The sequence below is a fragment of the Corynebacterium sp. CTNIH16 genome (assembly GCF_032821655.1).
Taxonomy (GTDB): Bacteria; Actinomycetota; Actinomycetes; order Mycobacteriales; family Mycobacteriaceae; genus Corynebacterium; species Corynebacterium marquesiae.
Map to the genome: position 1 here is coordinate 220,382 of NZ_JAVBIG010000001.1, position 22,577 is coordinate 242,958.

Genomic DNA, 22,577 nt, shown 5'->3' on the forward strand with positions numbered 1-22,577 from the left:
GTTTAGCAAGCCTTGAACGCAGCCGCCCAGCCGAGCCTCGAGATTCGGCTGGGCGGGCTTGTGCTGCGAGTTAGCGTTCGATGAAGCCAGATTCGCCCTTAGGGGCAGCCCATTGTTCGACGACTAGATCCACCGTTCCCGGGCGGCGGGTCGTACTCGGCTGCTCTTTGAGGAGTCCCAGCAATTCCTCGCATTTCTCCCGCGGACCTTCAGCTACCACCTGCACCCGGCCATCGGCCAGATTAGTGGCATGCCCGTTCAAGCCGAGCTCAAGGGCACGGGAGCGCGTCCACCACCGAAAGCCCACGCCTTGAACGTGCCCATGGACAAAAGCGGTCATTCTTTCCAGTGCCATGCGGTCTCCCTAATTTCTAATAGTGGTCGTGGTGTCCCTTATCGCGCAACACGCGGCGATCCTCCTCCCTGCGGCGAGTGACAGGATCCGATCCGTCCCAGCACTCTACGCCCTTCAGCTCCGGCATCATATCGCGGTGGAATACCGGGTCAATGCCTTGGCTGCGCTGCTTGTTGTAATTCTTGAGCAACTTAATCGCCACACCGGATAGTGGCACGATGGCGATGATATTGAGAATCACCATGGTTGCCGCACCGGTATCGGCCAAGGCAAAGACCAGCGGCAGGGAGCCCACTGCGCCGAACCAGACAAAGAAAAGCACAACAAGGCGGAAGATTACCAGCGCAGGCTTGCTCTGGGTGAGGTACTCCAGGTTAGATTCCGCCAAGTAATAATTGCCCAGGATGGAGGAGAAAGCCAGGAAGAGAAGGATGAAGCTGACGAAGTGGATGCCCCACTCGCCCACCTCAGAAGACAAAGCCGCCTGGGTCAAGGAGACGCCTTCTGCTTCAGCGCCGTAGGCAATCTCCGGCCCCAGCAAGATGACGAAGGCGGTGATGGTACACACCACCAAGGTGTCGAAGTACACGCCAAGGGTTTGTACCAGGCCCTGCTTGACCGGGTGCGAGACTGCCGCGGTAGCCGCTGCATTCGGAGCAGAGCCCTCGCCAGCTTCGTTGGAAAACAGTCCGCGCTGAATACCCTTCATCATGGCCGCACCGAGACCGGCGCCTGCGATTTCCTTAATGCCCAGTGCGTGACCGACAATATCTCCAATCATTCCCGGCACCTTGTCAAAGTTCGTGATGACTACAAAACCGCCGACAAGCAGGTAGGCCACCGCCATAAAAGGCACGATGATCTGGGTGATATTGGCAATGCGGTTAACACCGCCAAAGATGATGAGGCCTGCAACCATGGCGATAACAACACCGATGATGGCGCGGAACATGGTGTCATCGCGGTCAAAAGAGAAAGACACCGCATCCGCGATGGCGTTGGTCTGGAAGGCGTTGTAGACCAAACCAAAGGTAAAAGCGATAGCGATGGAGAAAAGAACGCCAAGCGGGCCCCAGCCCAAACCCCGCTTCATATAGTACGCTGGGCCGCCACGGTAACCATCACCATCGCGCACCTTCCACAGCTGCGCCAGCGTGGATTCGATGAATGCAGTTGCACCACCAAGGATGGCGATGAGCCACATCCAAAAGACAGCACCTGGGCCGCCCACGGAAATGGCCACGGCCACGCCGGCCACGTTACCGGTGCCGACGCGGGAGGCGGCCGAAATAGTAAAGGCCTTGAAAGCAGAGATGCCGCCGTAGTCCTCGTCCTCATCGCGACCTTCCCCCTTGGGTCGCTCGACGACGGCGCGGAACATATCTGGCACCATGCGCACCTGCACCAAAGCGGTACGGATGCCGAAGAATAGGCCCGCAGCGATGAGCAGCCAGGGCAGAATCCACGACCAGACGCCGTCATTAAATGTCGTTACGACATTTTCAAGAAAATCCATGCAGAATAATTTACTGCCTTGAGGTTCACAACGTGAACCTCATGCGCCATAACTTATTGGCAATGGGGGCAGAAATGGGTGGAACGCCCTGAAATTACGCAGCGCTCCAAGAGCGTTCCGCAACGCTGACAGGGCTGGCCAGCCCGCCCATACGCGGCCAAAGACCGCGAGAAGTATCCCGATTCGCCGTTCACATTAACGTACAAGGAATCGAAGCTCGTGCCACCCACTTTTAGGGCGGCGGCCATAACCTCTTGGGCCGCTTCGAGCAGGGCTACGGCATCCTTTTGCCGCAACGTCGATGCCCTTTTGCGGGGCGGAATCTGTGCCGCCCACAGGGATTCATCGGCATAGATATTGCCGATTCCAGAAGCCAAGGTTTGATCCAACAGTGCGGTCTTTACTGCAGTTTTCTTTGCCCGCAGGCGCCGTGCGGTAGCCACAATGTCAAAGTCTGGTTCCAACGGGTCAATGCCAATGTGCGAGATCTTCGCCCACGGCGCATAGAGCCAATAGCCAAAGGTGCGCTGGTCTACAAAGCTAAGCTCTGTCCCACCGCTTAGCTGAGCGCTAATGCGCAGATGCGGCGAATCAGTCGTGCCGATTCGAACCTGGCCCGACATGCCTAAGTGGACAAAAAGGACGTCGCGGTGGGGATCCATGAAATCTTCGCCCACAAATTCCAGCCACATAAACTTGCCTCGCCGGGCCACAGCGGCGATCTCTTTACCGACAAGAAGACCGGAAAGTGGCTCATCTTGGCCACGGTTGGCACGCGGGTGAAGGACGTACACAGACTCAAAAGTCCGCCCCACCACGTGGGGCTCAAGACCCCGGCGGACGGATTCGACTTCCGGCAGTTCCGGCATGCTTAGCCTTCTTTATGCGCAGTGCCCTGCACCAAGAGAGGAGTCTCACGCAAAGTCTGGCACGCCTCCTGAGCCGCTTGCTGCTCGGCTAGCTTCTTATTGTGTCCCACTCCATTGCCCACGGTTAGACCAGCTACGGTAGCTACCGCGTTAAAGGTTTGGTCATGTTCTGGGCCGGTGGAGGTAGCCGAGTAGACCGGCATCGGTGCCTTAAGCTCGGCGCACAGCTCCTGCAAAGTGGTCTTCCAATCCAAGTGGCGGCCGCTCACAGTGGCATTTTCGATTTTTTCCGCAAATAAGCGCAGGATGACATCTCGCGCAGTTTCGAATCCATGCTCGCGGTAGATAGCGCCAAAGATAGCCTCGGTGGTATCGGCAAGGATGGAATCCTTATCGCGGCCACCAGTGGATTGCTCGCCCTTACCCAACAATATGTGCGGGCCGAGGTTTATCTCACGAGCAATATCCGATAGTCCGTAGCGCGAGACGATCGAAGCACGCATCTTGGAAATATCCGATTCAGGACGAGAGGGATAAGTGATGTAGAGCTGAGAGGCCACCGACAGGCCCAGCACCGCATCGCCCAAAAACTCCAAGCGCTCGTTATTAGGCAAATGCCCATTCTCATTGGCAAACGACCGGTGAGTAAGCGCCAAACGCAGGTGTTCTGGCTGCAATTCCACGCCGAGCGATTCCAACAATGGGCTGTGGTCTACTGCAGCAAATTCAGCTGCCAGTGCCTCTTCCCCGGTTAGCTTCTTTTTGCGGCTCATAGGAACTTCTCCAAACCAGCCCAGCGGGGATCGACCTTGTCTTCCTCTTCTTCACCAGAAATACCGGTGGTCACCCCTTCAGGCGTGTCGATCTCACAGCCGTCCTCACACACCGGCGCGAAGGGAAGGTTGAGGCCTGCCTCATCGATCACGGCCTGCAAAAGGTCCAGCTCATCATCCTCGATCTCCGGAATCTCATCTCCGGAGCCTTCATCATCGGCTGCAGGATCATCGCCAGAGACGAAAGATTCATCGGCGGCAAAGACCTGCGTGACGTGCAAGTCCAGCTCTGGGTGCAGTTCCTTCAAGCACCGGGAGCATTCCCCTGTCAGCCGTCCAGATACGTTGGCATCCACCAAGACACCTGCACCTAGAGGGGTCAAGGTGGCGTCTACAGTGAGCTCCTCGCCCTTCGGAATAGCGATCATCTCGACGCCGATCCTCTCAGGTGCGGGGCCGGTCTGGGTGCGTTGCTCCGGCAGTGCGTCAGCGCCTTGGGCGTTCAACAATTCGCCCACATCGAACTTCAATGGTGATGTCATAACACTAGGTAGTCTACCTTGCCCCGCAAACTCCGCCTAGCGGCCAGCACAGGCAAACTTTCTGTCAAGAGTCTGTCGTTTAAAGTAAAAGGGCCTATGCCTTTCCGGAATAGCCTTTTCCCAAGCCAAAGCCGTCTTTAGTGTGGAGACATGACTTACCACTTGGCGCTAGCCTCCCCGGATCCACGCAGCATCGCACTCGGATTCGCCATGTTTAGCTGCCTTCCTGCCGCGGTATTAACCATTGCCGGCACGCTCGTGCACGCCACTCCACAGCCGGACCGTTCAGGAATCTATGGTGCTAGTGGGATTCGCCTTTTTACTGCACTCATCTGCAGCATCGTTGCTGGTTTGGTAGCTGGCACCAACCTGGTATTGCCCACTGGCATGGACCTTTCGGTGCTTACCGGCGCACTCATCTTTTCCCTAAGCGCAGGTGCCATTACTTGGTTCTCACGAGAAACCATTCCTACCGCGCTTATTTCTGTAGGCACCATGCTAGTTGCCACAGATGCGTTAGTGAGTATGTGCGCCATGTGCTTTCCGCAAAACTTTAGGGATAGTTCTTTGACGTCACTGTCTTCCTATTTCTTTACCGCACTCGTTGCATTCCTTTTCCCCGGCTTAGTGACCACAATCATTGCAGCATGTATGGCCGTCCAATCCGCCGCACCTGCGCATCTCACCTCGAAGGAAGAAGGCAGCGCCACGTCCACACACACGCCGTTAACAGCTACTCCCCATGCAGCAAATACGGCAGTGCCCACCACACTGCCGCGCTCCCGCGCAACCTCCTGAACTGCCAGCGTTGGTAGGAAAACATTAAGGCTCTGGTGGGTGGGCAGACGGTGTACGACAAACCGTCTGCCCACCCACCAGAGCCTTTAGCCGTGCCTGATATAAGGGACCAAACCATCCCTCACCCCTCAAGCTCCAGAGCCCAGTTCCATCCAGGAAATGAAGCTTAAGGGCAGAAAGAATTTAAAGGTTTAGCGCTCGTTATAGCGACGCTCGTATGCCTCGCCTTCTGCGTAACGGGGGCCTCCCGCAACGCCACCGGCACGACCCGTGGGCTGGTAGTCGCCGCCACGGGAACGGACGCCGGCACCGCCGCGCAGTGCAGAGCGGTCAGAGCTTACGGTGCGCAGCAGCCCATTGAGGGTGGTTTCAAATTCACTTAGCTTGCCGTCTACAAACTCATCACATTCACTGCGCAGACGGTTGGACTCGGTGTGGGCGGACTCCACAATGCGGTGTGCTTCCTCATCAGCGCGGCGGACAACTTCCGATTCCGAAACCATGCGCTCTTGCTCAGCACGACCTTCTGCCACGGAACGTTCATACTCATCATTGGCCTGAGCAATGGTGCGGTCAGCCTCCGCGCGGGCCTGTTCCACCATGGACTCAGCGCGAGCTTCAGCATCAGCCACTAGCTTGGCGGCATGCTGTTCTGCGTGGGAGACCGTGGCATCCGCCTCCTCGCGAGCATGGCCCACGATGTCATCGGCCTGCGCATTAGCGTCATTGATGGTCTGGTCCGCACGCTCTTCGGCGCCGTGGAGGATTTCATCCTGCTTATCCAAGACATCCTGCGCGTCATCAATTTCAACGGGCAGGGCGTTTCGGAGGTCGTCGAGAAGCGCGAGCATTTCATGGCGCGGAACCATGCAATTAGAGGTCATGGGGAGGCTATGGGCCTCTTCCAAGTGCTGGACTAGTTCATCTAGGGACTCAAAGACACGGTACATGCTGCGAATTTTACATGCCCTCACGTGCCAGACGTGGAGGCCACGCACCGAGTGTATACTGCAGATTTCACTTCCAGAGCCGATCATCTCCAACTATCGGCCCGCGCACGGAATTAATGGCGCTTCTAAAAAGCCACAAGCTCCCCTTCTCCACTACACAAAGGCAGCGCAGAAGGGGAGCTTAAAAGTAAAAGCGAGCTACTAAATGACGCCCTGTGCCAGCATGGCGTCCGCTACCTTCTTGAAGCCAGCAATATTTGCACCGGCAACGTAATCGCCTTCACGGTCATATTCTTTAGCCGTGCTATCGATGTTTTTAAAGATATTAGACATGATCGAATGGAGGCGATCATCGGTGTATTCAAAGGACCAGGAGTCACGGGATGCGTTTTGCTGCATTTCTAGCGCAGAGGTAGCAACGCCACCAGCGTTGGCGGCCTTGCCCGGCGCGAAGTTGATCTTAGATTCTTGGAAGACATGGACCGCCTCTGGGGTAGACGGCATATTGGCGCCTTCGGCTACGTAGCGCACGCCGCCATCGACGAGCTTCTTTGCGGATTCACCATCAAGCTCATTTTGCGTTGCGCACGGCAAAGCCACGTCTGCCTGTACTTCCCAGATATTTCCACCCTGGTGGAATTCCACGCCGTTTCCAGCTTCTTCGGCATAGGTGGAAATGCGTTCACGGCGGTTTTCCTTCACGTCCTTGAGCAGTTCAATGTCCACGCCATTAGGGGTAGTGATGTAGCCGGAGGAATCTGACATGGCCACTACGGTGGCTCCGAGCTCTTGGGCCTTAGCGGCAGCGTAGATGGCCACATTGCCAGAACCGGAGACGATAACCTTGGCGCCGTCGAAAGACTCGCCGTGCGTCTTCATCATCTCATTGGTGAGGTAGACCGTGCCAAAGCCCGTGGCCTCAGTACGAACCAGGGAACCACCCCAGGTCAATCCCTTGCCGGTGAGGACGCCAGATTCGTGCTGCGTGGTCAGGCGGCGGTACTGACCAAAGAGGAACCCGACCTCGCGGCCGCCGACGCCGATGTCACCGGCTGGCACGTCGCGGTATTCGCCAATGTGGCGGTGCAGCTCCGTCATAAAGGACTGACAAAAGCGCATGACCTCTACCTCGGACTTGCCCTTGGGATCAAAGTCAGAACCGCCCTTGCCGCCGCCGATGGGCAGGCCGGTCAGGGAGTTTTTGAAGATCTGCTCAAAACCGAGGAACTTGATGATGCCCAGGTTGACCGAGGGATGGAATCGGAGGCCTCCCTTGTAGGGGCCGAGCGCGGAGTTGAACTGAACACGGAAGCCGCGGTTGACCTGGATTTCGCCATTATCGTCGATCCACGGCACACGGAAGATGAGCTGGCGTTCAGGCTCGCACAGGCGCTCCACCAAGCCGTAGTCCGCGTATTGCGGGTCTTTTTCCAGGACAATTTTCAGCGAATCCAGGACCTCAGAAACCGCTTGGTGGAATTCTGGTTCTCCCGCATTGCGCTTGAGCAATTTGTCGTAGTACTCAGAGATTTGGCTATCTACTGACATGGTGTGCATTCCATTCTGTGGACTTGTAAGAACAGATACCAGTTTCCTATCACACTACCGATAATGCAAGCAGGTTCGAGGGTTTAGGGAGATACACAACACCTTTTACCAGCCACAATAAAGATAGATATTTTCTGTAGACCGTTCGAAACTTAAGCCGCGCAGTGCCCCATTGCACACGGGCTTTATAATTGCTGGCATGCATATTGTCGTCGCCCCAGACTCGTTTAAAGGCACCGCCTCCGCGCCCGAGGCCGCAGCCAGCATTGCTATGGGAGTGCGCCAGGTGCTTCCCGACGCCACAGTGACCACCCTGCCCATGGCCGATGGCGGCGAAGGCTCCGCTGCCGTCCTTGCGCAGGCAGCAGCGGCCGGCGGACAATCCGCCGAGACCATTACCCTGCCCACTACCGACGCCATTGGCCGCTTGACTCAGGCAAGCTATGTTCTCGCCGGAACCACTGCGTTCATTGACGTCGCCTCTGCCACCGGGCTGCCAGCCGTGCAGGACAGCCTTGATCCGCTCCACGCCGATTCCTATGGCACCGGCGTGCTGATCGCGGACGCAGAAACACGAGGCGCTACCTCGATCGTGCTGGGACTAGGCGGCACCGCCAGCATTGACGCCGGGATGGGCGTCCTCACCGCACTCGGCGCCGCCGCGCACGACGCCCGCGGCTATGCCCTGCCCAAGGGCGGCGCTCCTCTCGTTCAGCTGGACCACATCGATACCGCGCAGCTCAATATCAAGGCCGGCATGCTCGACTTCACACTGCTGGCAGATACCCGCGCTACCCCAGTGCAGGCGGCAACCATGTACGGCCCCCAAAAGGGAGCTGAAGGCGAACAAGTAGCGCTGCTGGCCGGCGCCATGCTCCAAGCCTGCGAGGTTACCGGCACCGATGCAGATTCTGCCTATTATGGCGCCGCGGGTGGCCTTCCCATTGGCCTGTCCTGGCTCTCGCGCACCCTCTGGGGCTCAGACGAACACGTGCGCGTCCTGTCCGGCGGCACGCACGTAGCCGCAGCACTGGGCCTTCCGGAAAAGATCGCCGCTGCCGATCTCGTCATTACTGGCGAGGGCCGCTTTGATGAACAGTCTCTGACCGGCAAGGCAGTCGGTACCATCACGGATCTCGCCCGACAAACCGGAACTCCCGTGGGCATTATCGCCGGCTCCTTCGAGCACGACACCGACGCCTACTGCGCTCCCCTTAGCCAAGAAGGCTCGTTGGCCCAGCAGCTAGCGGCGGCCGCCGGGGACATCGTTAAGCAGCTCTAAGGCCGAATGGACAGTGACCACGGGAAGATAGCGGGCCGTTCATGTGCCAGCTCGTCTTCAAGCAATACGTGGTCCTTGGGCAGCACTGCATGCGGGGTGAGAAGGCGCGAGAGCACCATGCCCAGCTGGTTGACCGAGCCACTCACGCCCGCCACCGCAATGTCGTAGCGGTGCACGCTCGCGTCCTCAAGGTCGCGGTCCTCATGCTCGTCGCGATAATTTTGCCGCAGCTGCTCCTCCAACCCCTCTGGAAACTGTGGTGCCTCTGGGCGGGTAACGTCAGCTGAGCAAAGCGAACCACTCTCCACCAGCTTGTCCGTGGCGGTGGTAAAGATTTCCGCGACGCGCTCTGCTTGCGCGTTGGGAACCAAAACATCAAATTGAATAACCGGCATAGCGCCAACCCTACCCAATCCCTAAGGTGTGAAACCATGTCTGATTCTGCCCGCATCGCCCAGCTTGTCACTTCTCAAGAAGCTGATCTGGGGTGGCAGCAGGACTTTTACGAAGACCTGCACCGCCACCCCGAGCTTTCGCATGAAGAGGAGCGCACCGCCGCTCGCATCCGCGCCAAGCTCGCCGATTTTGACTGCGAAGTAGTAGAACACATCGGCGGCTTTGGTATGGTCGCTATTTTCCGCAACGGCGATGGGCCCACTGCTTTGCTGCGCGCAGACTTCGATGGGTTGCCTGTCGAGGAAGCCACCGGCGTGTCCTATTCCGCCACTAATGGAAAGATGCACGCCTGCGGGCACGATATGCACACCACGGCGCTGCTGGGTGCCTGCGCGCTTCTCGACGCCTCTCGGAGCTCCTGGTCCGGCACCTTCCTCGCCCTTTTCCAACCGGCCGAAGAATCCTCCGTGGGGGCTAAGGACATGTTGGCCGATAACCTCATCGAGCGTGTGCCTCGTCCCGATATTTGCCTAGGACAACACATCATGCCCGGCCGCGCCGGTACTGTGCGCCACACCGCAGGCCCCATCATGGCCGGCTGCGATTCCTTGCGCATTCGCGTCTTTGGAAAATCAGCCCACGCCTCCATGCCCCATAACTCCATCGACCCCACCTATATCGCGGCCATGATCGTCACCCGCCTCCAAGCTATCGTGGGCCGCGAAGTTGCCCCACACGAGTTTTTTGTCATCTCTGTAGGCGAGCTACACTCCGGCGATAAAAACAACATCATTCCCGAATCCGCCGAGCTCGTACTCAATACGCGCTATTACGATCCCGCACTCGCGGAAAAGATCTATGCCTCCCTCGAGCGCATGGTCAAGGCCGAGTGTGTGGCGTCCGGAAGCGAGCAAGACCCGACCTTTGAGTACTACGCTCACGGCGAGGTCACCGATAACGACGCCACGGCCCACGCACCAGTGGCCGAGGTTTTCGATGCCGCCTTCGGCTCCGATTCGGTCATCGCCTCCCCTTCTACCGCCTCTGAGGACTTTTGCTATCTACCACAAGCATGGGGCGTACCTTATGTCTTTTGGCACATCGGCTGCACTCCGGAAAATGAGTTAGAGAATCCGCCTGTAAACCACCAGGCGACCTTCCTTCCGGACTATGCCCCGACCGTATATGCCTCCACCCGGGCAGCATATGGTGCGGCATTGACCTACTTGGCTAAGTCCTAGGTACCCGGCGCGCCTTTCCCTATTCCCCCTGCAAGGCTGCGCCAATCCTATTAAGCTGGCAGACGTTTCGTGACTTCCCACTAACTTAAGGTTTCACATGAGCCAGCCACGGCACTCTGTTTTCGAATCCACCGTTCCCTCCCATGTTCGTGCGGCCTCCGGTGTGAGCCCGCACAGCGCTTCCTACCGCAAGTTCTGGTCGGGCCTATCCGGCGCCGTCATGGAGCAGATTGCCGATAATTGGGAGCGCACCCGTTCCGCCTACGCTGCCACCCGCCAGCAGCACTACTTCTCCGCGGAGTTCCTGCAGGGCCGCGCGCTGCTCAATAACCTCACCAACCTGGGCTTGGTCGACGATGCCAAGGCAGCGGCCACCGCTGCCGATCACGAGCTGAGCGATGTCCTCGACGCCGAGCACGATGCCGCGCTCGGCAACGGTGGCCTCGGCCGCCTTGCCGCCTGCTTCCTCGATTCCGCTGTCACCCAGGACTACCCCGTCACCGGTTATGGCCTGCTCTACCGTTACGGCCTTTTCCGCCAGTCCTTTGAGAATGGCTTCCAGAAGGAACAGCCTGATGCATGGATGGAAAACGGCTATGACTTCATCATCCGCCGCGCCTCCGAGCAACGCCGTGTCCACTTCGATGACATGGATGTGCGCGCCATTCCCTATGACATGCCTATCACCGGCTATGGAACCGATAACGTAGGCACGCTACGCCTGTGGAAGTCCGAACCCATCGCTGAATTCGATTACGACGTCTTCAACTCCCAGCGCTTTACGGAGGCCATTGTCGATCGCGAGCGCGTCATGGATATCTGCCGCGTGCTCTACCCCAACGACACCACCTACGAGGGCAAGGTACTGCGCGTTCGCCAACAATACTTCTTTGTCTCCGCATCCCTGCAGACCATGGTGGATAACTACATTGCCCAGCACGGCGAGGACCTCACCGGTTTTGCGCAGTACAACTCCATCCAGCTCAATGACACTCACCCTGTGCTCGCCATCCCTGAGCTCCTGCGCATATTGCTCGATGACCATGGTCTGAGCTGGGATGCGGCGTGGAAGATCGTCACCGAGACCTTCGCCTACACCAACCACACCGTGCTCGCGGAGGCACTGGAGAGCTGGGAAGTGTCCATCTTCCAAAAGCTGTTCTGGCGCATCTGGCAGTTGGTGGAAGAAATCGATCGCCGCTTCCGCGAAGATATGGCCCATCGCGGCCTGGATCAGGGTCGCATTGACTACATGACGCCGGTGTCCAACGGACAGGTTCACATGGCCTGGATCGCCTGCTACGCCGCTTACTCCATTAACGGTGTCGCCGCCCTGCATACCGAAATCATCAAGGCCGATACGCTGTCTGAATGGCATGAGCTCTGGCCAGAAAAATTCAACAATAAGACCAATGGCGTCACCCCGCGCCGCTGGCTGAAGATGTGCAACCCCCGCCTGGCAGAACTGCTCACCCAGCAGGCTGGTTCCGATGCGTGGGTTACTGACCTCACCCAGCTGGCCAGACTCGCCGATAAGGCCGACGATGCTGACCTACTACGAGAACTGATCGCCATCAAGCAGGCCAATAAGCGCGACTTTGCGCAGTGGATAAACGACCACCAAGGCGCTGAAATCGACCCTGATTCCATCTTTGACGTGCAGATTAAGCGCCTGCACGAGTACAAGCGCCAGCTGATGAACGCCCTCTACGTCCTTGACCTCTACTTCCGTATCAAGGACGAGGGCGAAACCGTGCCGAAGCGTACTTTCATCTTTGGTGCCAAGGCCGCACCGGGCTACGACCGCGCCAAGGCGATTATTAAGCTCATCAACACCATCGCAGACCTGGTCAATAACGACCCGGCCACCAAGGACATCATCCGCGTCGTCTTCGTAGAGAATTACAACGTCTCCCCCGCAGAGCACATCATCCCAGCCGCTGATATCTCCGAGCAGATTTCTGTGGCTGGCAAGGAAGCCTCCGGCACGTCCAATATGAAGTTCATGATGAATGGTGCCCTGACCTTGGGCACCATGGATGGAGCAAACGTAGAAATCGTCGAGGCGGTTGGCGAGGACAACGCTTATATCTTCGGCGCCCGCAATGAGGAGTTGCCACAGCTGCGCGCAGAGTACAACCCGGGCGAGCTTTACCAGAGCGTGCCAGGCTTGGCCCGCGTACTGGATGCGCTTGTCGACGGCACCCTGGGCGCAGACAATGCCGGTATCTTCGGCGATCTGCGCGCCTCGCTTCTCGACGGCTTCGGGGAGCACGCTCAAGACCAGTACTACGTCCTAGGTGACTTCGCCGACTACCGCGAGACCCGCGACCGCATGGCTGCCGAATACGAGGCAGACCAACTTGCCTGGGCCAAGAAGGCGTGGCTCAATATTTGCTACTCTGGCCGCTTTTCTTCCGACCGGACCATCGCGGACTATGCCAACGAGGTCTGGAAGATCCAACCAACTCCGATTTCCCAGAGCTAAGAAAAGTCCTGCCCCTCCGCTTCTGCAGCTGAGGGCAGGACTTTAACGTGGCGTTAGGCCTACTTCTGTTTGTTTAGCGCAGGCCGACACGCTTTAGCTGCTCATAGATGGGCTTTAGGTCAATATTGAGCACACCCATCTGCGTGGCTAGGAAACCGAGTCCGCCAACGACAGCGCCCAAGATTCCTAGGCCTGTAGCTAGACCTGCGGCAAAGCCCTTGCTGCTGCCCTTCTTTCCTGCATCATCCGCCGGATTAGTAGTACTTCCCGGCTGCTCTGGCTCGTCGGCAGAGCCGGCGTCACCATTCCACCACTCATCAAAGACCAAGTTGGCCACCAAGGTGTTATCGATGAAATCGCCGCGCACCGAATCCGTACCGGAGGTATTAGCCATGATGTCCTCAGAGCCTGCACCCTTGAAGAAGAATGGCACCAATTGGTTGGTGTGCTGCCCGGAGTACCAACCGTGCCGAGCGACCTTGCCCTTTTCGCCTTCCATGGCGTTAAAGCGGTCTTCCGCATCAGGGTTGTCGTCCGTCGCTGCCTCATTCGCACCGGATAGATAACCGGTTTCGTGATCCGCGGTCACGACGAGCAAAGTGTCCTCCCACGAGGAGTTCTCCTCTACCTACTTGATGGCAGCAGCAACCGACTTATTAAAGTCCTGAGTCTCCTCGATATCGCGCACTGGGTTATTTCCGTGGCCGGCCCAGTCGATGGCACCGCCCTCAATCATGATGGAAAAAGCCATCCTCGTCCTGTCCCAGCGCATTGAGGGCGCCAGTCGTCATGGTGGGGAGATCGACGACGTCGTTAAGCGGGTCAGAGTACGGAGCCTTTGCCTCGCCCGAGCGGGAGTTCTGCAACGTGGAACCTACCTGCGCGATACCCCAATACTTCTGCTACGGCTTGACGTCACCTTGCGCCATCTTCTTGAAGTCATCGTCGGACTCGAAGTAATTCCAGTCGGTCTCGCCTCCGGAAAGCTTGGCGTAGTCGTCCTCGTACATGAAGCTATAGTCGGGAGTATCGACCTTCTGGTGGTCATTATCGTAGAACGGGTGGCCAGCGGCCATGACCCAGTCGAGGGCGCTGCCGAGCATCTCACGGCTAATGTCCTGCAGCTTATCGCGGTCCTTGTTGTGCGCGGCCCACGCCGCCGGAGTGGCTTCGGAATAGAGAGTGTCTGATGGTTTGTGTGTGGGTACCTAACCTGCATGAGGAGATGGACCAGAATGACTACTGTGGCGAGACGAGATCCGGCTGATAAGGCCAAGATTGATGCGATTGAAAAGAAGCTTCTTGCTAACCCTGAAATCGCGAAGCTGATTGATGACCTAGGCACGTCTACAACGGATGCCAACGACCTGGTTCGCGGCATGCTACAGGCCTCGATTCCCAGAGGCCTCAACGCTGAAATGGATGCCCACCTGGGCTACGAGTCTGGCGACAGGAGCGCTAAAGCTGCAGCTAGAACAGACAATCACCGCAACGGGTCGTATCCAAAGACCGTGGATTCTAACTACAGGCCAGTCACCGTTGATGTGCCAAGAGATCGGGCGGGAACCTTCTTGCCGACTATGGTCCCTAAAGGCTCGAGGAGATTGACCGACGTTGATGACATGATCGTCAGCTTGTATGCCGGTGGGATGACAATTAGGGACATCCAGCACCATATGGCAACGGCGATGCGTGTTGATATTTCCCATGAGACGATTTCCGCAGTCACCGATGCCGTCCTCGATGAGGTCATGGTCTGGCAAAACCGCCAGCTAGACGAGTTCTACCCGGTCATTTTCCTGGACGCGCTGCGCATTAAAATCCGCGATGGCGGCCTAGTGGTCAATAAGTCCGCGTACATGGCAATCGGCGTGGCTCTCGACGGTATCAAGCACTTTTTGGAATCGTGGATTGCCAAAGAAGAAAGCGCTTCATCCTGGGCGCAAGTATGCGCCAATCTTTCTAACCGTGGGGTTAAAGACGTCTTTATCGTTTGCTGTAACGGGTTCAAAGGCTTGCCGGAAGAAGTAAAGGCAACCTGGCCGAACTCTATGGTGCAAACCTGTATCGTGCACCTGATTCGTGCCGCTAACCGATGGGTAGCCTACAGGGATCGCCGGGGCGTATCGGCCGCGTTGAAAAAGATTTACACCGCCACGGACGAGTCCACAGCTAAGGCTGCCTTAGACGAATTTGAAGCCTCTGAATTGGGAGAAAAGTATCCACGCTCAGTCAAAGTCTGGCGAGATGCATGGGCGCGTTTCGTACCGTTTCTCCAGTTCCCACCAGCAGCCAGCAAGGTCATTTACACGAAGAATTCGATTGAATCATTCAACAATGAACTGCGGAAAGCTACCCGCAACAGGGTGCAGTTCACTAACAATGAATCAGCGCTCAAGACGCTATGGTTGATGATCTGCAATATCGAAGACAGACGAGTTGCCAAGAGAGCGAAGCAGGGCAAACGAGTCTCAGCGACAACCGGCAGACTCATGGAAGGGACCCGAGTTTCCGGCTGGAAACAAGCCATTAACCAAATGGCCGTGGCCTACCCCGACAGCTTCGACAAATACCTATAAACCTAGCCCCACACACAAACAACTTGACACCCTCCGAACAAGCAAGCATTGATAGATGCAGGTCTGCACTACATTTTGTCGGTGAAACCCCACCGTGCCTGAGGTGATTGAAACCTGGCGGCGGGAAATCCCTGGTGAAGCCTACGCCCACGGCCAGATCTGGACACAAGCCTCGGCAAGCGATGCGCGCAAACACACAACCCCGAATACGGTGACCCACTTCCAGTACTCCTATGATCGGGCCAGACGCGGCCTGCGCGGAATCAAAGAGCAAGTCGCAAAAGCCAAACGCGCTGTTGACGGCGAAATCGCCATTAAGCGCAACCGCTATTTCGATCTTTCCACCCCGAACAAGAAGGTCAACTACGCTCTTGCAGCCAAACACCGAGCCCTAGCCGGAATTAAAGGCTATGAAACCGACCTGACCGCTCTTCCCGCCCAGGAGGTTATCGGGCATTACCGCAGGCTATTCCACATTGAAAATGTCGTATCGGATGTCGAAATCAGACCTGAAAGCACGCCCAATCTATGCGAGGAAACAAAACTCGATCACAGCACATCTCAATATTGTGATGGCAGCACTAGCCGTGACCCACCTGATGGAGACCCGCAGTGGTCACTTCATCAAACGCCTCGTGAGAACACTCAAGAAATACCGCAGCTTTCAACTCGTCGTTGGCGGCGAAACCATTCACGCCGCCGTACCATTCCCGCCCGACCTCACTGCCACCATCCAAGTAATCACCGGCCGCGAACTTCCGCACAAAATTGGCCTAAGTCAGGTTAGAAGGGAATCAGCACACCGTCTCGTGGGATTCGTGCTCTGGGTGCTCAATCTGGATGGTGGAGTGCTCGATACCGTGTTCGCGCAGGGCCTGCTGGGCGGCATCCAACAGCGGGCCGGTGCCGACGGTGCCGTCGCGCACGATATGCACGGTCGTGAGCACGTTCACGCCGTCCAGGCTCCACAAGTGCAGGTCGTGGATGTCAGCAACGCCCTCGACCTGCCGCAGCGCGGGCTCGATCGCACTGGCGTCGAAGTCCGCCGGGACTTGCTCGAGCAGCACGCTCGCCGAAAGCCGCATGAGCTGCCAGGCGCGCGGCAGCACCATCGCCGCGATCGCTAGGGAGGCGATCACGTCCGCCGCCACAAACCCCGTGGTCAGTACCACGATGCCGGCCACGATTACTGCGACCGAGCCGAGCATATCCACTAACACGTGCAAGAACGCGCCCTCCACGTTGATCGAGGATTTGCGGTGCCGGTGCAGAACCCACGCCGATAGCGCATTCGCCACCAGGCCGATCACCGCGATGATCAGCATCGTTTTTCCCTGCACTTCGGCCGGGCTCTGCAGGCGGCGCACCGCCTCGACGACAATCCACACCGAGATCGCCAGCACCATCACTGCATTCGCCAGTGCAGCAAGCACCTCCACTCGTCGGTAGCCGTACGTGGCCTGAGCCGATGCTTGTCGGCGCCCAACCAACACCGCTAACACCGCGATGATCAACCCCGCAGCGTCGGAAAGCATGTGCATCGCATCCGCCATCAGCGCCATCGAACCCGCCAACCAGCCGCCGATCAGCTCCGCGAAGAAGACGGTGCCGGTAATGCCTAGCGCAATCAAGAGTGCGCGCAGCGGCGTGCTGGAGTGATCGTGGTCGTGGTGCTCGTGTGCCATGCACTCAGCCTATCCCCGTCGACGCTTATTGACAATTAAATGAAAATGGATGGCGGTAAGCGCAGCCACTGAGGCCAAGTCGGCCTGATTTAGGTCATTGTGCAGTTGTCCTTTGAATGTGTAGAGAAGCTGAAACATGAACAACCAAAAAGTACTGCAGCCGCATGTCAGGAAAGCAACCGCTGAGTATACTCGAGGTAAATATAAATCTACATTTGTATAAATGTATATAGAAAAGCGCCGCGACCCGTGGAACGTGTTAAAAGAGGGTCACGGCGCTTGTACCAAAAGAAATTACTTTTTGGTCTCACCCAACAGATGGCACTGAATCATGTTGGTGTTACCAGCGATTCCTGGAGGGGTACCAGCAATGACGACAATCATGTCACCTTCCTCGTACTTATCCATCTTCAGCAATGCATCATCGATGGCTTCCATCATGTCATCGGTGGACTTAACATCCGGGCCCAAGAAGGTCTCAGCACCCCACGTCAGAGCCAGCTGGGAGCGAACCGCTGGGTCCGGCGTAAACGCCAACAGCGGAAGCTGGGAGTGCAGGCGAGCCACTCGCTTAGCGGTATCGCCGGAGGTAGTAAAGGCTACGATGGCCTTTGCATTGAGGCGCTCGGCAATATCGCGGGCGGAATAGGACACCACACCACGCTTGGTGCGCGGAACGTGGGACAGCGGTGGAACCTTGCCACCATCTTCAGCATTAGCCACGATCTTGGACATGGTGCGCACGACGTTCTGCGGGTCAATACCCACGGAAGTCTCACCAGAGAGCATAACGGCATCAGCGCCATCGAGAACGGCGTTAGCCACGTCGGAAGCCTCTGCACGGGTCGGGCGCAGGTTAGAAATCATGGAATCCAGCATCTGGGTAGCCACGATGACCGGCTTAGCGTTCTCGCGAGCAATCTGGATAGCGCGCTTCTGGAACAGCGGCACGCGCTCCAGCGGCACCTCAACACCGAGGTCACCACGGGCAATCATGATGGCATCGAATGCCAGCACGATAGACTCGAGCGCGTCTACTGCCTCAGGCTTTTCCAGCTTGGCAATGACCGGAACGCGGCGACCCTCTTCGTCCATAATCTCATGGACCTTATCCACATCTGCTGGGGAGCGGACAAAGGACAGTGCCACGAGGTCAACGCCGAGCTTCAAAGCGAAGCGCAGGTCAGCGATATCCTTTTCCGACAAAGCCGGAACAGAGATATCCATACCAGGGAGGGAAACGCCCTTGTTATTGGAAACCGGCCCACCTTCGGTGACCTCACAGACAACGTCGTTGCCGTCGACCTCCTTACAAACAACGGCAACCTTGCCGTCGTCGATCAGCAGGCGGTCACCTGGCTTGGCGTCCTTGGCCAGGCCCTTGTAGGTGGTAGAGACGCGGTCATGGGTGCCTTCGATATCGTCCACGGTAATGCGGACGATCTGGCCGTTATCCCACTGCTCCTCGCCATTAATAAAGCGGCCAAGGCGAATCTTAGGGCCCTGGAGGTCCGCTAAGATACCTACGGCGCGGCCGGTCTTATCGGTGGCTTGGCGCACCCAGTTGTAATTCGCCTCGTGGTCTGCATGCTCGCCGTGAGACATATTCAGGCGGGCAACGTCCATGCCGTCCTGTACAAGGCGCAAGATACCATCCTCGCTAGCAACGGCAGGGCCGAGAGTACAAACAATCTTCGTTCTTCTATCCAGCATTATTGGCCTATTCCGTCGGGGAAACTGAACACTCCCCAACCTACTCCTTCGAAAGGATTGGGGCCACAATTTCTCGGGCTCATTTTCTGAACGGGCACCCCAAAATGTCCTATTTCCCACAAAACCAAAAGCAACCGGGCACACTTGGGCAGTGTTTACGTCGATAAAGAACCCGGTTGCTGCCCGTCAGATACCGCGTGCTCATCGCGGTGCTCATCATGTGCGCGGTGCGCTGCCCAATACTTAGGATCCACCTCTTCGGGGGACTCTGGGCCCTGGCGGGGCCTATCAAGCATAAAGAAGACAACCGCGGCGATGATAAAAATCACTAGGGAGACGATGAGATTCACGCGGACCCCAAAGATATGGGTCGCCTCATCGGAACGCATCCCTTCAATAAAGAAGCGGCCCAATGTATAGCCCATGACATAGAGGGCAAAGACGCGCCCGTGCCCCAACTTCCAGGCCTTGTGAGCCCACAAGAGGAAAAGACAGACTAGAACATTCCACACGAGCTCGTACAAGAAAGTCGGGTGCACCGAGGTCATGACCTCACCCGTGGAGTGTCCGGAAACGGGAGCATAGCCGCCATTTTCATTGACGCGATAATAGATGTCTAAAGCCCACGGAACGTCGGTCGGGCGCCCATAGAGCTCTTGGTTAAACCAGTTACCTAGGCGTCCAATCGCCTGCGCGAGGACGAGGCCTGGCGCCACCGCGTCAGCAAAGGGGCCGAGCGGCACCTTTTTCACTTTGAAAAGCACCCACAAAGCTAGTGCGCCCAAGGCTACGGCGCCCCAAATGCCCAGTCCGCCATTGGTGATCTTCAGCGCGTCCGCGGGATTGCAGCTATTGCAAAAGTACTTCTGGTTATCGGTAATGACGTGGTAGAGCCGCCCGCCAATGATGCCGGCTGGGATGACCACGATGGCGGCATCCCATACTGTGTCTGGGTTACCGCCGCGTGCGGTGTAGCGGCGTAAGGTCATTCGCAAGGCGACGATAATTCCTACGATGATGCACAGCGCATAGGCACGAAGGGGAATGGGCCCCAACTGCCACACGCCCTGCGGCGGGGACGGAATATTTGCAAGAATTTCTGTGTGCACATAGCCAGTGTGCCTTATCCCCCACCCCACCAGCTAGTTGGGGTCTTATTCTATCTTGCGCGCGGGGCACGCTGGGTGCTGCCCGGCAGCCACCAAAGAGCGCGCCAGCGCCGTAGGATCCTGGGCAGCCATGACTGATTCGCCCACCAAAACTGCATCGGCGCCGCGTGAAGCATAGTGAAACAGGTTGCGCGCGTTATTTACCCCGCCTACTGCGATGCGCAGAATCGATTCTGGCAGGCCTGGAGCGATATCGTTAAACGCCTCGCGGTTAATAGCATCCGAAGCCAACGACCACGCATTGATGGCAATGACGCTACTTCCTGCCTTGATTGCGCGGTCGACCTCGGCGCAGTTGCGTACCTCTACGATGGCGGTCATACCGAGCGATTCCACCCGGTCCAAAAGCGCCTCCAGGCGAGCTTGCTCTAAGAGTTCGACCTGCAACGGAATAGCATCGGCCCCAAAGCACCGGGCTTCATGAATTTGGTAAGGGTCCACGATGAGATCGCGCGACATCATGGGAATATCAATCGCAGCACGGGCAGCTGCCATGTCTTCTAAAGAACCGTGAAAGCGGCGGAAATCGGTCTGGCATGCCATGAGATGTACGCCGCAGTGTTCAAAGGTGCGGGCCCATTCCGCCATCTGTTCCGCAGAGCCAACATGAGCGATTTCGCCGCCGTAGGGTACGGCGCGCTTGAGCTCTGTGATGACCGAGCAGCCTGTGCGTAGCAAAGCCGCGCGGGCATCCCGGGGAGGCTCCATGTCACGCGAGCGGGCCTTCACCTCTTTAAAAGACACGCGGGCTTCCCGCGCAGCGACGTCCTCCAAGACTCCTGCAACAAGGTGGTCAACGGCAATGGGCGTAGGCATCAGCACCTCCCTCCACGGGCGATTAAAATCACACTTAGGTTAACCCGCTCGCGTGCCGTTCCGGAAATTACACAGGAAACGGGGCTAATTTTTGCCCATATCAGTGGGATCGATATCACTATCAAGGGCGTCCCACATCACGCGGCCAGAGTCGGAAGAGGTTTCCAAATCCTCCTCCAACTTTGCCTGCCGTGCCGCCGGGGTTTCGTATTTGCTAGACGCCTTCGCCTTATCCACGCCTGGATTGCGCGCAAGCATGACCGCACCGAATAGGGCCGCTGCCGCACCTATTAGGGCCAGAATTGGTCCCAGGGAATGCACCTCGGTGGAAACGACCGTGGCCCAGTCAGAAATCTGGGCAGAGTCAACAGCGTTTTCATTGGCCGAGGCTCCCTGCAAGATCTTCTGCGCACGCTCGGCGTCCGCGCCCGCAGTCAGCAGGCTCACCGGGGTCCATGCACTAGCCGCCGCAGCGAGGGCGCACACAATGCCCACCACTCGCCTACCGACGCGCCGCAGCGCCATCCCCGCGACGGCACCGGCTACCAGAACCAGGGTCAAGGCCATGATTTCCAGCGACCAGGCCGAGCCGATGATGTCATTGGCCGCGGAGCCGGCCTTGTCGTCCTCGCTGGAGGCTACCACCCACGTAGCACGGGAGGACAGCCACAATACGATGGCTCCTACAGCGATAAGTAGTGGTCCAAGGCGTCTAGCCTTCACGATTGCCCTCCTAGGAGATCGGTGGCGTCAAAGCACGTGCGGTCACCGGTATGGCAGGCGCCGCCGCGCTGCCGCACGGTCAGCAGAATAGTATCTCCATCGCAGTCAAGGCGAACGCCCAGCACCTCTTGGGTATTTCCAGAAGTTTCTCCCTTGACCCAATATTCATTGCGCGAGCGCGAAAAATACGTTGCCTTGCGAGTAGCGAGGGTATGGGCCAAAGCGTGGTCATCCATCCAGGCGAGCATCAGCACCTCACCAGACTCAGCCTGGGCAATGGCCGGCACCAAGCCTTGGTCATTGCGCTTGAGCTGCTTGGCGATGTCCCCGTTAAGTTCAAAGTCGCCCGGGCTACTCATCGGCGCACCTCGTAGCCCGCAGCGTCTAGATCCTCTTTCACATCGCTGATTTCTACCTCACCGAAGTGAAAAATGCTTGCTGCCAAGACGGCATCGGCGCCGGCTGCAACTGCCGGTGGGAAGTCTGCGGCGTTTCCCGCGCCGCCAGAGGCGATAACGGGAATGATCACCGCTGCGCGCACGGCGCGCAGCAATTCAAGGTCAAACCCTTCCTTTGTGCCGTCGCCATCCATCGAGTTAAGGAGGATCTCCCCTACGCCGAGTTCTTCGCCGCGGCGTGCCCATTCGATGGCGTCGATCCCGGCCGATTCCGTACCGCCGTGCGTGGTGACCTCAAAGCCGGATGGCGCATACTCTTCGTGGCACCGGCGGGCATCAACGGACAGCACGATGCATTGGGCCCCGAAGATCTCAGCCATTTCGCGCAGCAGTTCCGGATTCTTAATGGCCGCAGTATTTACAGAGACCTTATCTGCCCCGGCGCGCAATAATTCTCGGACGTCATCAACGCTGCGAACTCCGCCACCCACCGTCAATGGGATGAATACCTGGTCCGCAGTGCGGCGTACGACCTCGAGCATGGTGGAGCGGCCTTGCTTAGAAGCAGAGACATCCAAGAAGGTAAGCTCATCGGCTCCTAGGGCGTCATAACGCGCGGCCAGCTCCACTGGATCGCCGGCATCACGCAGGTTGTCAAAGTTGATCCCCTTGACCACGCGGCCTTGGTCTACGTCTAGGCAGGGGATCACGCGTACGGCTACAGCCATGGCGGCCG

25 protein-coding genes are annotated in these 22,577 nt (G+C 57.8%); 6 read left to right on the forward strand and 19 right to left on the reverse strand.

What is annotated here, in order from left to right:
• Window positions 1-70: 70 nt before the first annotated feature.
• The 5 genes from RAE04_RS01055 to RAE04_RS01075 are packed head-to-tail and all read right to left on the reverse strand — an operon-like array spanning window position 71 to window position 4,055.
• Window positions 71-355: an acylphosphatase gene (locus RAE04_RS01055; RefSeq protein WP_225746771.1), complete on the reverse strand. Its 285-nt coding sequence runs from the start codon at window positions 353-355 to the stop codon at window positions 71-73.
• Between the two features lie 16 nt (window positions 356-371).
• Entirely contained in the window at window positions 372-1,871 is a 1,500-nt protein-coding gene (locus RAE04_RS01060; protein ID WP_225746770.1) for an alanine/glycine:cation symporter family protein, read from the reverse strand.
• A 53-nt stretch (window positions 1,872-1,924) separates the two neighbouring features.
• Complete coding sequence (mutM, locus tag RAE04_RS01065) at window positions 1,925-2,740, reverse strand: bifunctional DNA-formamidopyrimidine glycosylase/DNA-(apurinic or apyrimidinic site) lyase (protein WP_225746769.1); 816 nt, start codon at window positions 2,738-2,740, stop codon at window positions 1,925-1,927.
• A 2-nt stretch (window positions 2,741-2,742) separates the two neighbouring features.
• Window positions 2,743-3,513, reverse strand: a complete 771-nt coding sequence (gene rnc / locus RAE04_RS01070) for a ribonuclease III (RefSeq protein WP_049378305.1) — start codon at window positions 3,511-3,513, stop codon at window positions 2,743-2,745.
• Window positions 3,510-4,055 (reverse strand): YceD family protein, encoded by a 546-nt coding sequence (locus RAE04_RS01075; RefSeq protein ID WP_049378306.1) that lies wholly within the window; start codon window positions 4,053-4,055, stop codon window positions 3,510-3,512. The genes rnc and RAE04_RS01075 overlap by 4 nt, the downstream gene beginning before the upstream one ends.
• A 150-nt stretch (window positions 4,056-4,205) precedes the next feature.
• On the opposite strand from RAE04_RS01075, the gene RAE04_RS01080 reads away from it, so the two are divergent.
• A complete protein-coding gene (locus tag RAE04_RS01080) occupies window positions 4,206-4,853 on the forward strand; it encodes a hypothetical protein (RefSeq protein WP_317026126.1) in 648 nt (215 codons plus the stop codon).
• Window positions 4,854-5,044: 191 nt separating this feature from the next.
• On the opposite strand, the gene RAE04_RS01085 is transcribed toward RAE04_RS01080, so the two are convergent.
• Together RAE04_RS01085 and gdhA are read right to left on the reverse strand one after the other, a co-directional pair.
• A complete protein-coding gene (locus tag RAE04_RS01085; RefSeq protein ID WP_317026127.1) occupies window positions 5,045-5,803 on the reverse strand; it encodes a DivIVA domain-containing protein in 759 nt (252 codons plus the stop codon).
• Window positions 5,804-6,004: 201 nt separating this feature from the next.
• The gene (gene gdhA / locus RAE04_RS01090; protein ID WP_317026128.1) at window positions 6,005-7,351 is read right to left on the reverse strand and encodes an NADP-specific glutamate dehydrogenase; all 1,347 of its coding nucleotides are present in this window, start codon (window positions 7,349-7,351) and stop codon (window positions 6,005-6,007) included.
• A 199-nt stretch (window positions 7,352-7,550) separates the two neighbouring features.
• Here gdhA and RAE04_RS01095 point away from each other — a divergent pair, with 199 nt between their 5' ends.
• A complete protein-coding gene (locus RAE04_RS01095; RefSeq protein WP_239273137.1) occupies window positions 7,551-8,633 on the forward strand; it encodes a glycerate kinase in 1,083 nt (360 codons plus the stop codon).
• Here the strand turns inward: RAE04_RS01095 and RAE04_RS01100 are convergent.
• Window positions 8,630-9,028 (reverse strand): hypothetical protein, encoded by a 399-nt coding sequence (locus RAE04_RS01100; RefSeq protein ID WP_239283049.1) that lies wholly within the window; start codon window positions 9,026-9,028, stop codon window positions 8,630-8,632. The genes RAE04_RS01095 and RAE04_RS01100 overlap by 4 nt on opposite strands.
• Before the next feature lie 36 nt (window positions 9,029-9,064).
• On the opposite strand from RAE04_RS01100, the gene RAE04_RS01105 reads away from it, so the two are divergent.
• Both RAE04_RS01105 and RAE04_RS01110 read left to right on the forward strand, forming a co-directional pair.
• Entirely contained in the window at window positions 9,065-10,270 is a 1,206-nt protein-coding gene (locus RAE04_RS01105; protein ID WP_284836291.1) for an amidohydrolase, read from the forward strand.
• A 97-nt stretch (window positions 10,271-10,367) separates the two neighbouring features.
• Window positions 10,368-12,758 (forward strand): glycogen/starch/alpha-glucan phosphorylase, encoded by a 2,391-nt coding sequence (locus RAE04_RS01110; RefSeq protein ID WP_317026129.1) that lies wholly within the window; start codon window positions 10,368-10,370, stop codon window positions 12,756-12,758.
• A gap of 73 nt (window positions 12,759-12,831) precedes the next feature.
• On the opposite strand, the gene RAE04_RS01115 is transcribed toward RAE04_RS01110, so the two are convergent.
• The 4 genes from RAE04_RS01115 to RAE04_RS01130 are packed head-to-tail and all read right to left on the reverse strand — an operon-like array spanning window position 12,832 to window position 13,861.
• Window positions 12,832-13,356 carry a hypothetical protein gene (locus RAE04_RS01115; protein WP_238799525.1) on the reverse strand — a complete coding sequence of 175 codons (525 nt, stop codon included), beginning with the start codon at window positions 13,354-13,356 and terminating at the stop codon, window positions 12,832-12,834.
• A 30-nt stretch (window positions 13,357-13,386) separates the two neighbouring features.
• Window positions 13,387-13,509 carry an alkaline phosphatase gene (locus RAE04_RS01120; RefSeq protein ID WP_317026130.1) on the reverse strand — a complete coding sequence of 41 codons (123 nt, stop codon included), beginning with the start codon at window positions 13,507-13,509 and terminating at the stop codon, window positions 13,387-13,389.
• Window positions 13,487-13,624, reverse strand: a complete 138-nt coding sequence (locus RAE04_RS01125; RefSeq protein WP_317026131.1) for a hypothetical protein — start codon at window positions 13,622-13,624, stop codon at window positions 13,487-13,489. Before RAE04_RS01125 ends, RAE04_RS01120 begins: the two co-directional genes overlap by 23 nt.
• 36 nt (window positions 13,625-13,660) lie before the next feature.
• Entirely contained in the window at window positions 13,661-13,861 is a 201-nt protein-coding gene (locus RAE04_RS01130) for a hypothetical protein (RefSeq protein ID WP_317026132.1), read from the reverse strand.
• A gap of 132 nt (window positions 13,862-13,993) precedes the next feature.
• Here RAE04_RS01130 and RAE04_RS01135 point away from each other — a divergent pair, with 132 nt between their 5' ends.
• Together RAE04_RS01135 and RAE04_RS01140 are read left to right on the forward strand one after the other, a co-directional pair.
• Window positions 13,994-15,337, forward strand: a complete 1,344-nt coding sequence (locus RAE04_RS01135) for an IS256 family transposase (RefSeq protein WP_317026133.1) — start codon at window positions 13,994-13,996, stop codon at window positions 15,335-15,337.
• 103 nt (window positions 15,338-15,440) lie between these two features.
• Window positions 15,441-16,124, forward strand: coding sequence for a hypothetical protein (locus tag RAE04_RS01140; protein WP_198010462.1), 684 nt, complete (start codon window positions 15,441-15,443; stop codon window positions 16,122-16,124).
• Between the two features lie 7 nt (window positions 16,125-16,131).
• Here the strand turns inward: RAE04_RS01140 and RAE04_RS01145 are convergent, their stop codons facing one another.
• The 7 genes from RAE04_RS01145 to hisF all read right to left on the reverse strand — a co-directional run bounded on the left by RAE04_RS01145 (window position 16,132) and on the right by hisF (window position 22,569).
• Window positions 16,132-17,022, reverse strand: a complete 891-nt coding sequence (locus RAE04_RS01145; protein WP_005328806.1) for a cation diffusion facilitator family transporter — start codon at window positions 17,020-17,022, stop codon at window positions 16,132-16,134.
• Window positions 17,023-17,316: 294 nt separating this feature from the next.
• The gene (gene pyk / locus RAE04_RS01150) at window positions 17,317-18,732 is read right to left on the reverse strand and encodes a pyruvate kinase (protein ID WP_317026264.1); all 1,416 of its coding nucleotides are present in this window, start codon (window positions 18,730-18,732) and stop codon (window positions 17,317-17,319) included.
• Between the two features lie 158 nt (window positions 18,733-18,890).
• Window positions 18,891-19,844 carry a prolipoprotein diacylglyceryl transferase gene (gene lgt, locus RAE04_RS01155; RefSeq protein ID WP_317026134.1) on the reverse strand — a complete coding sequence of 318 codons (954 nt, stop codon included), beginning with the start codon at window positions 19,842-19,844 and terminating at the stop codon, window positions 18,891-18,893.
• A 45-nt stretch (window positions 19,845-19,889) separates the two neighbouring features.
• On the reverse strand, window positions 19,890-20,720 hold the full coding sequence (locus RAE04_RS01160) for an indole-3-glycerol phosphate synthase TrpC (protein WP_239228135.1): 831 nt from the start codon (window positions 20,718-20,720) through the stop codon (window positions 19,890-19,892).
• A gap of 84 nt (window positions 20,721-20,804) precedes the next feature.
• Window positions 20,805-21,443, reverse strand: coding sequence for a TIGR02234 family membrane protein (locus RAE04_RS01165; protein ID WP_317026135.1), 639 nt, complete (start codon window positions 21,441-21,443; stop codon window positions 20,805-20,807).
• Window positions 21,440-21,802 carry a phosphoribosyl-AMP cyclohydrolase gene (hisI, locus tag RAE04_RS01170; RefSeq protein ID WP_198491661.1) on the reverse strand — a complete coding sequence of 121 codons (363 nt, stop codon included), beginning with the start codon at window positions 21,800-21,802 and terminating at the stop codon, window positions 21,440-21,442. The genes RAE04_RS01165 and hisI overlap by 4 nt, the downstream gene beginning before the upstream one ends.
• Window positions 21,799-22,569, reverse strand: a complete 771-nt coding sequence (gene hisF, locus RAE04_RS01175) for an imidazole glycerol phosphate synthase subunit HisF (protein ID WP_317026136.1) — start codon at window positions 22,567-22,569, stop codon at window positions 21,799-21,801. Before hisF ends, hisI begins: the two co-directional genes overlap by 4 nt.
• Between the last annotated feature and the right edge of the window lie 8 nt (window positions 22,570-22,577).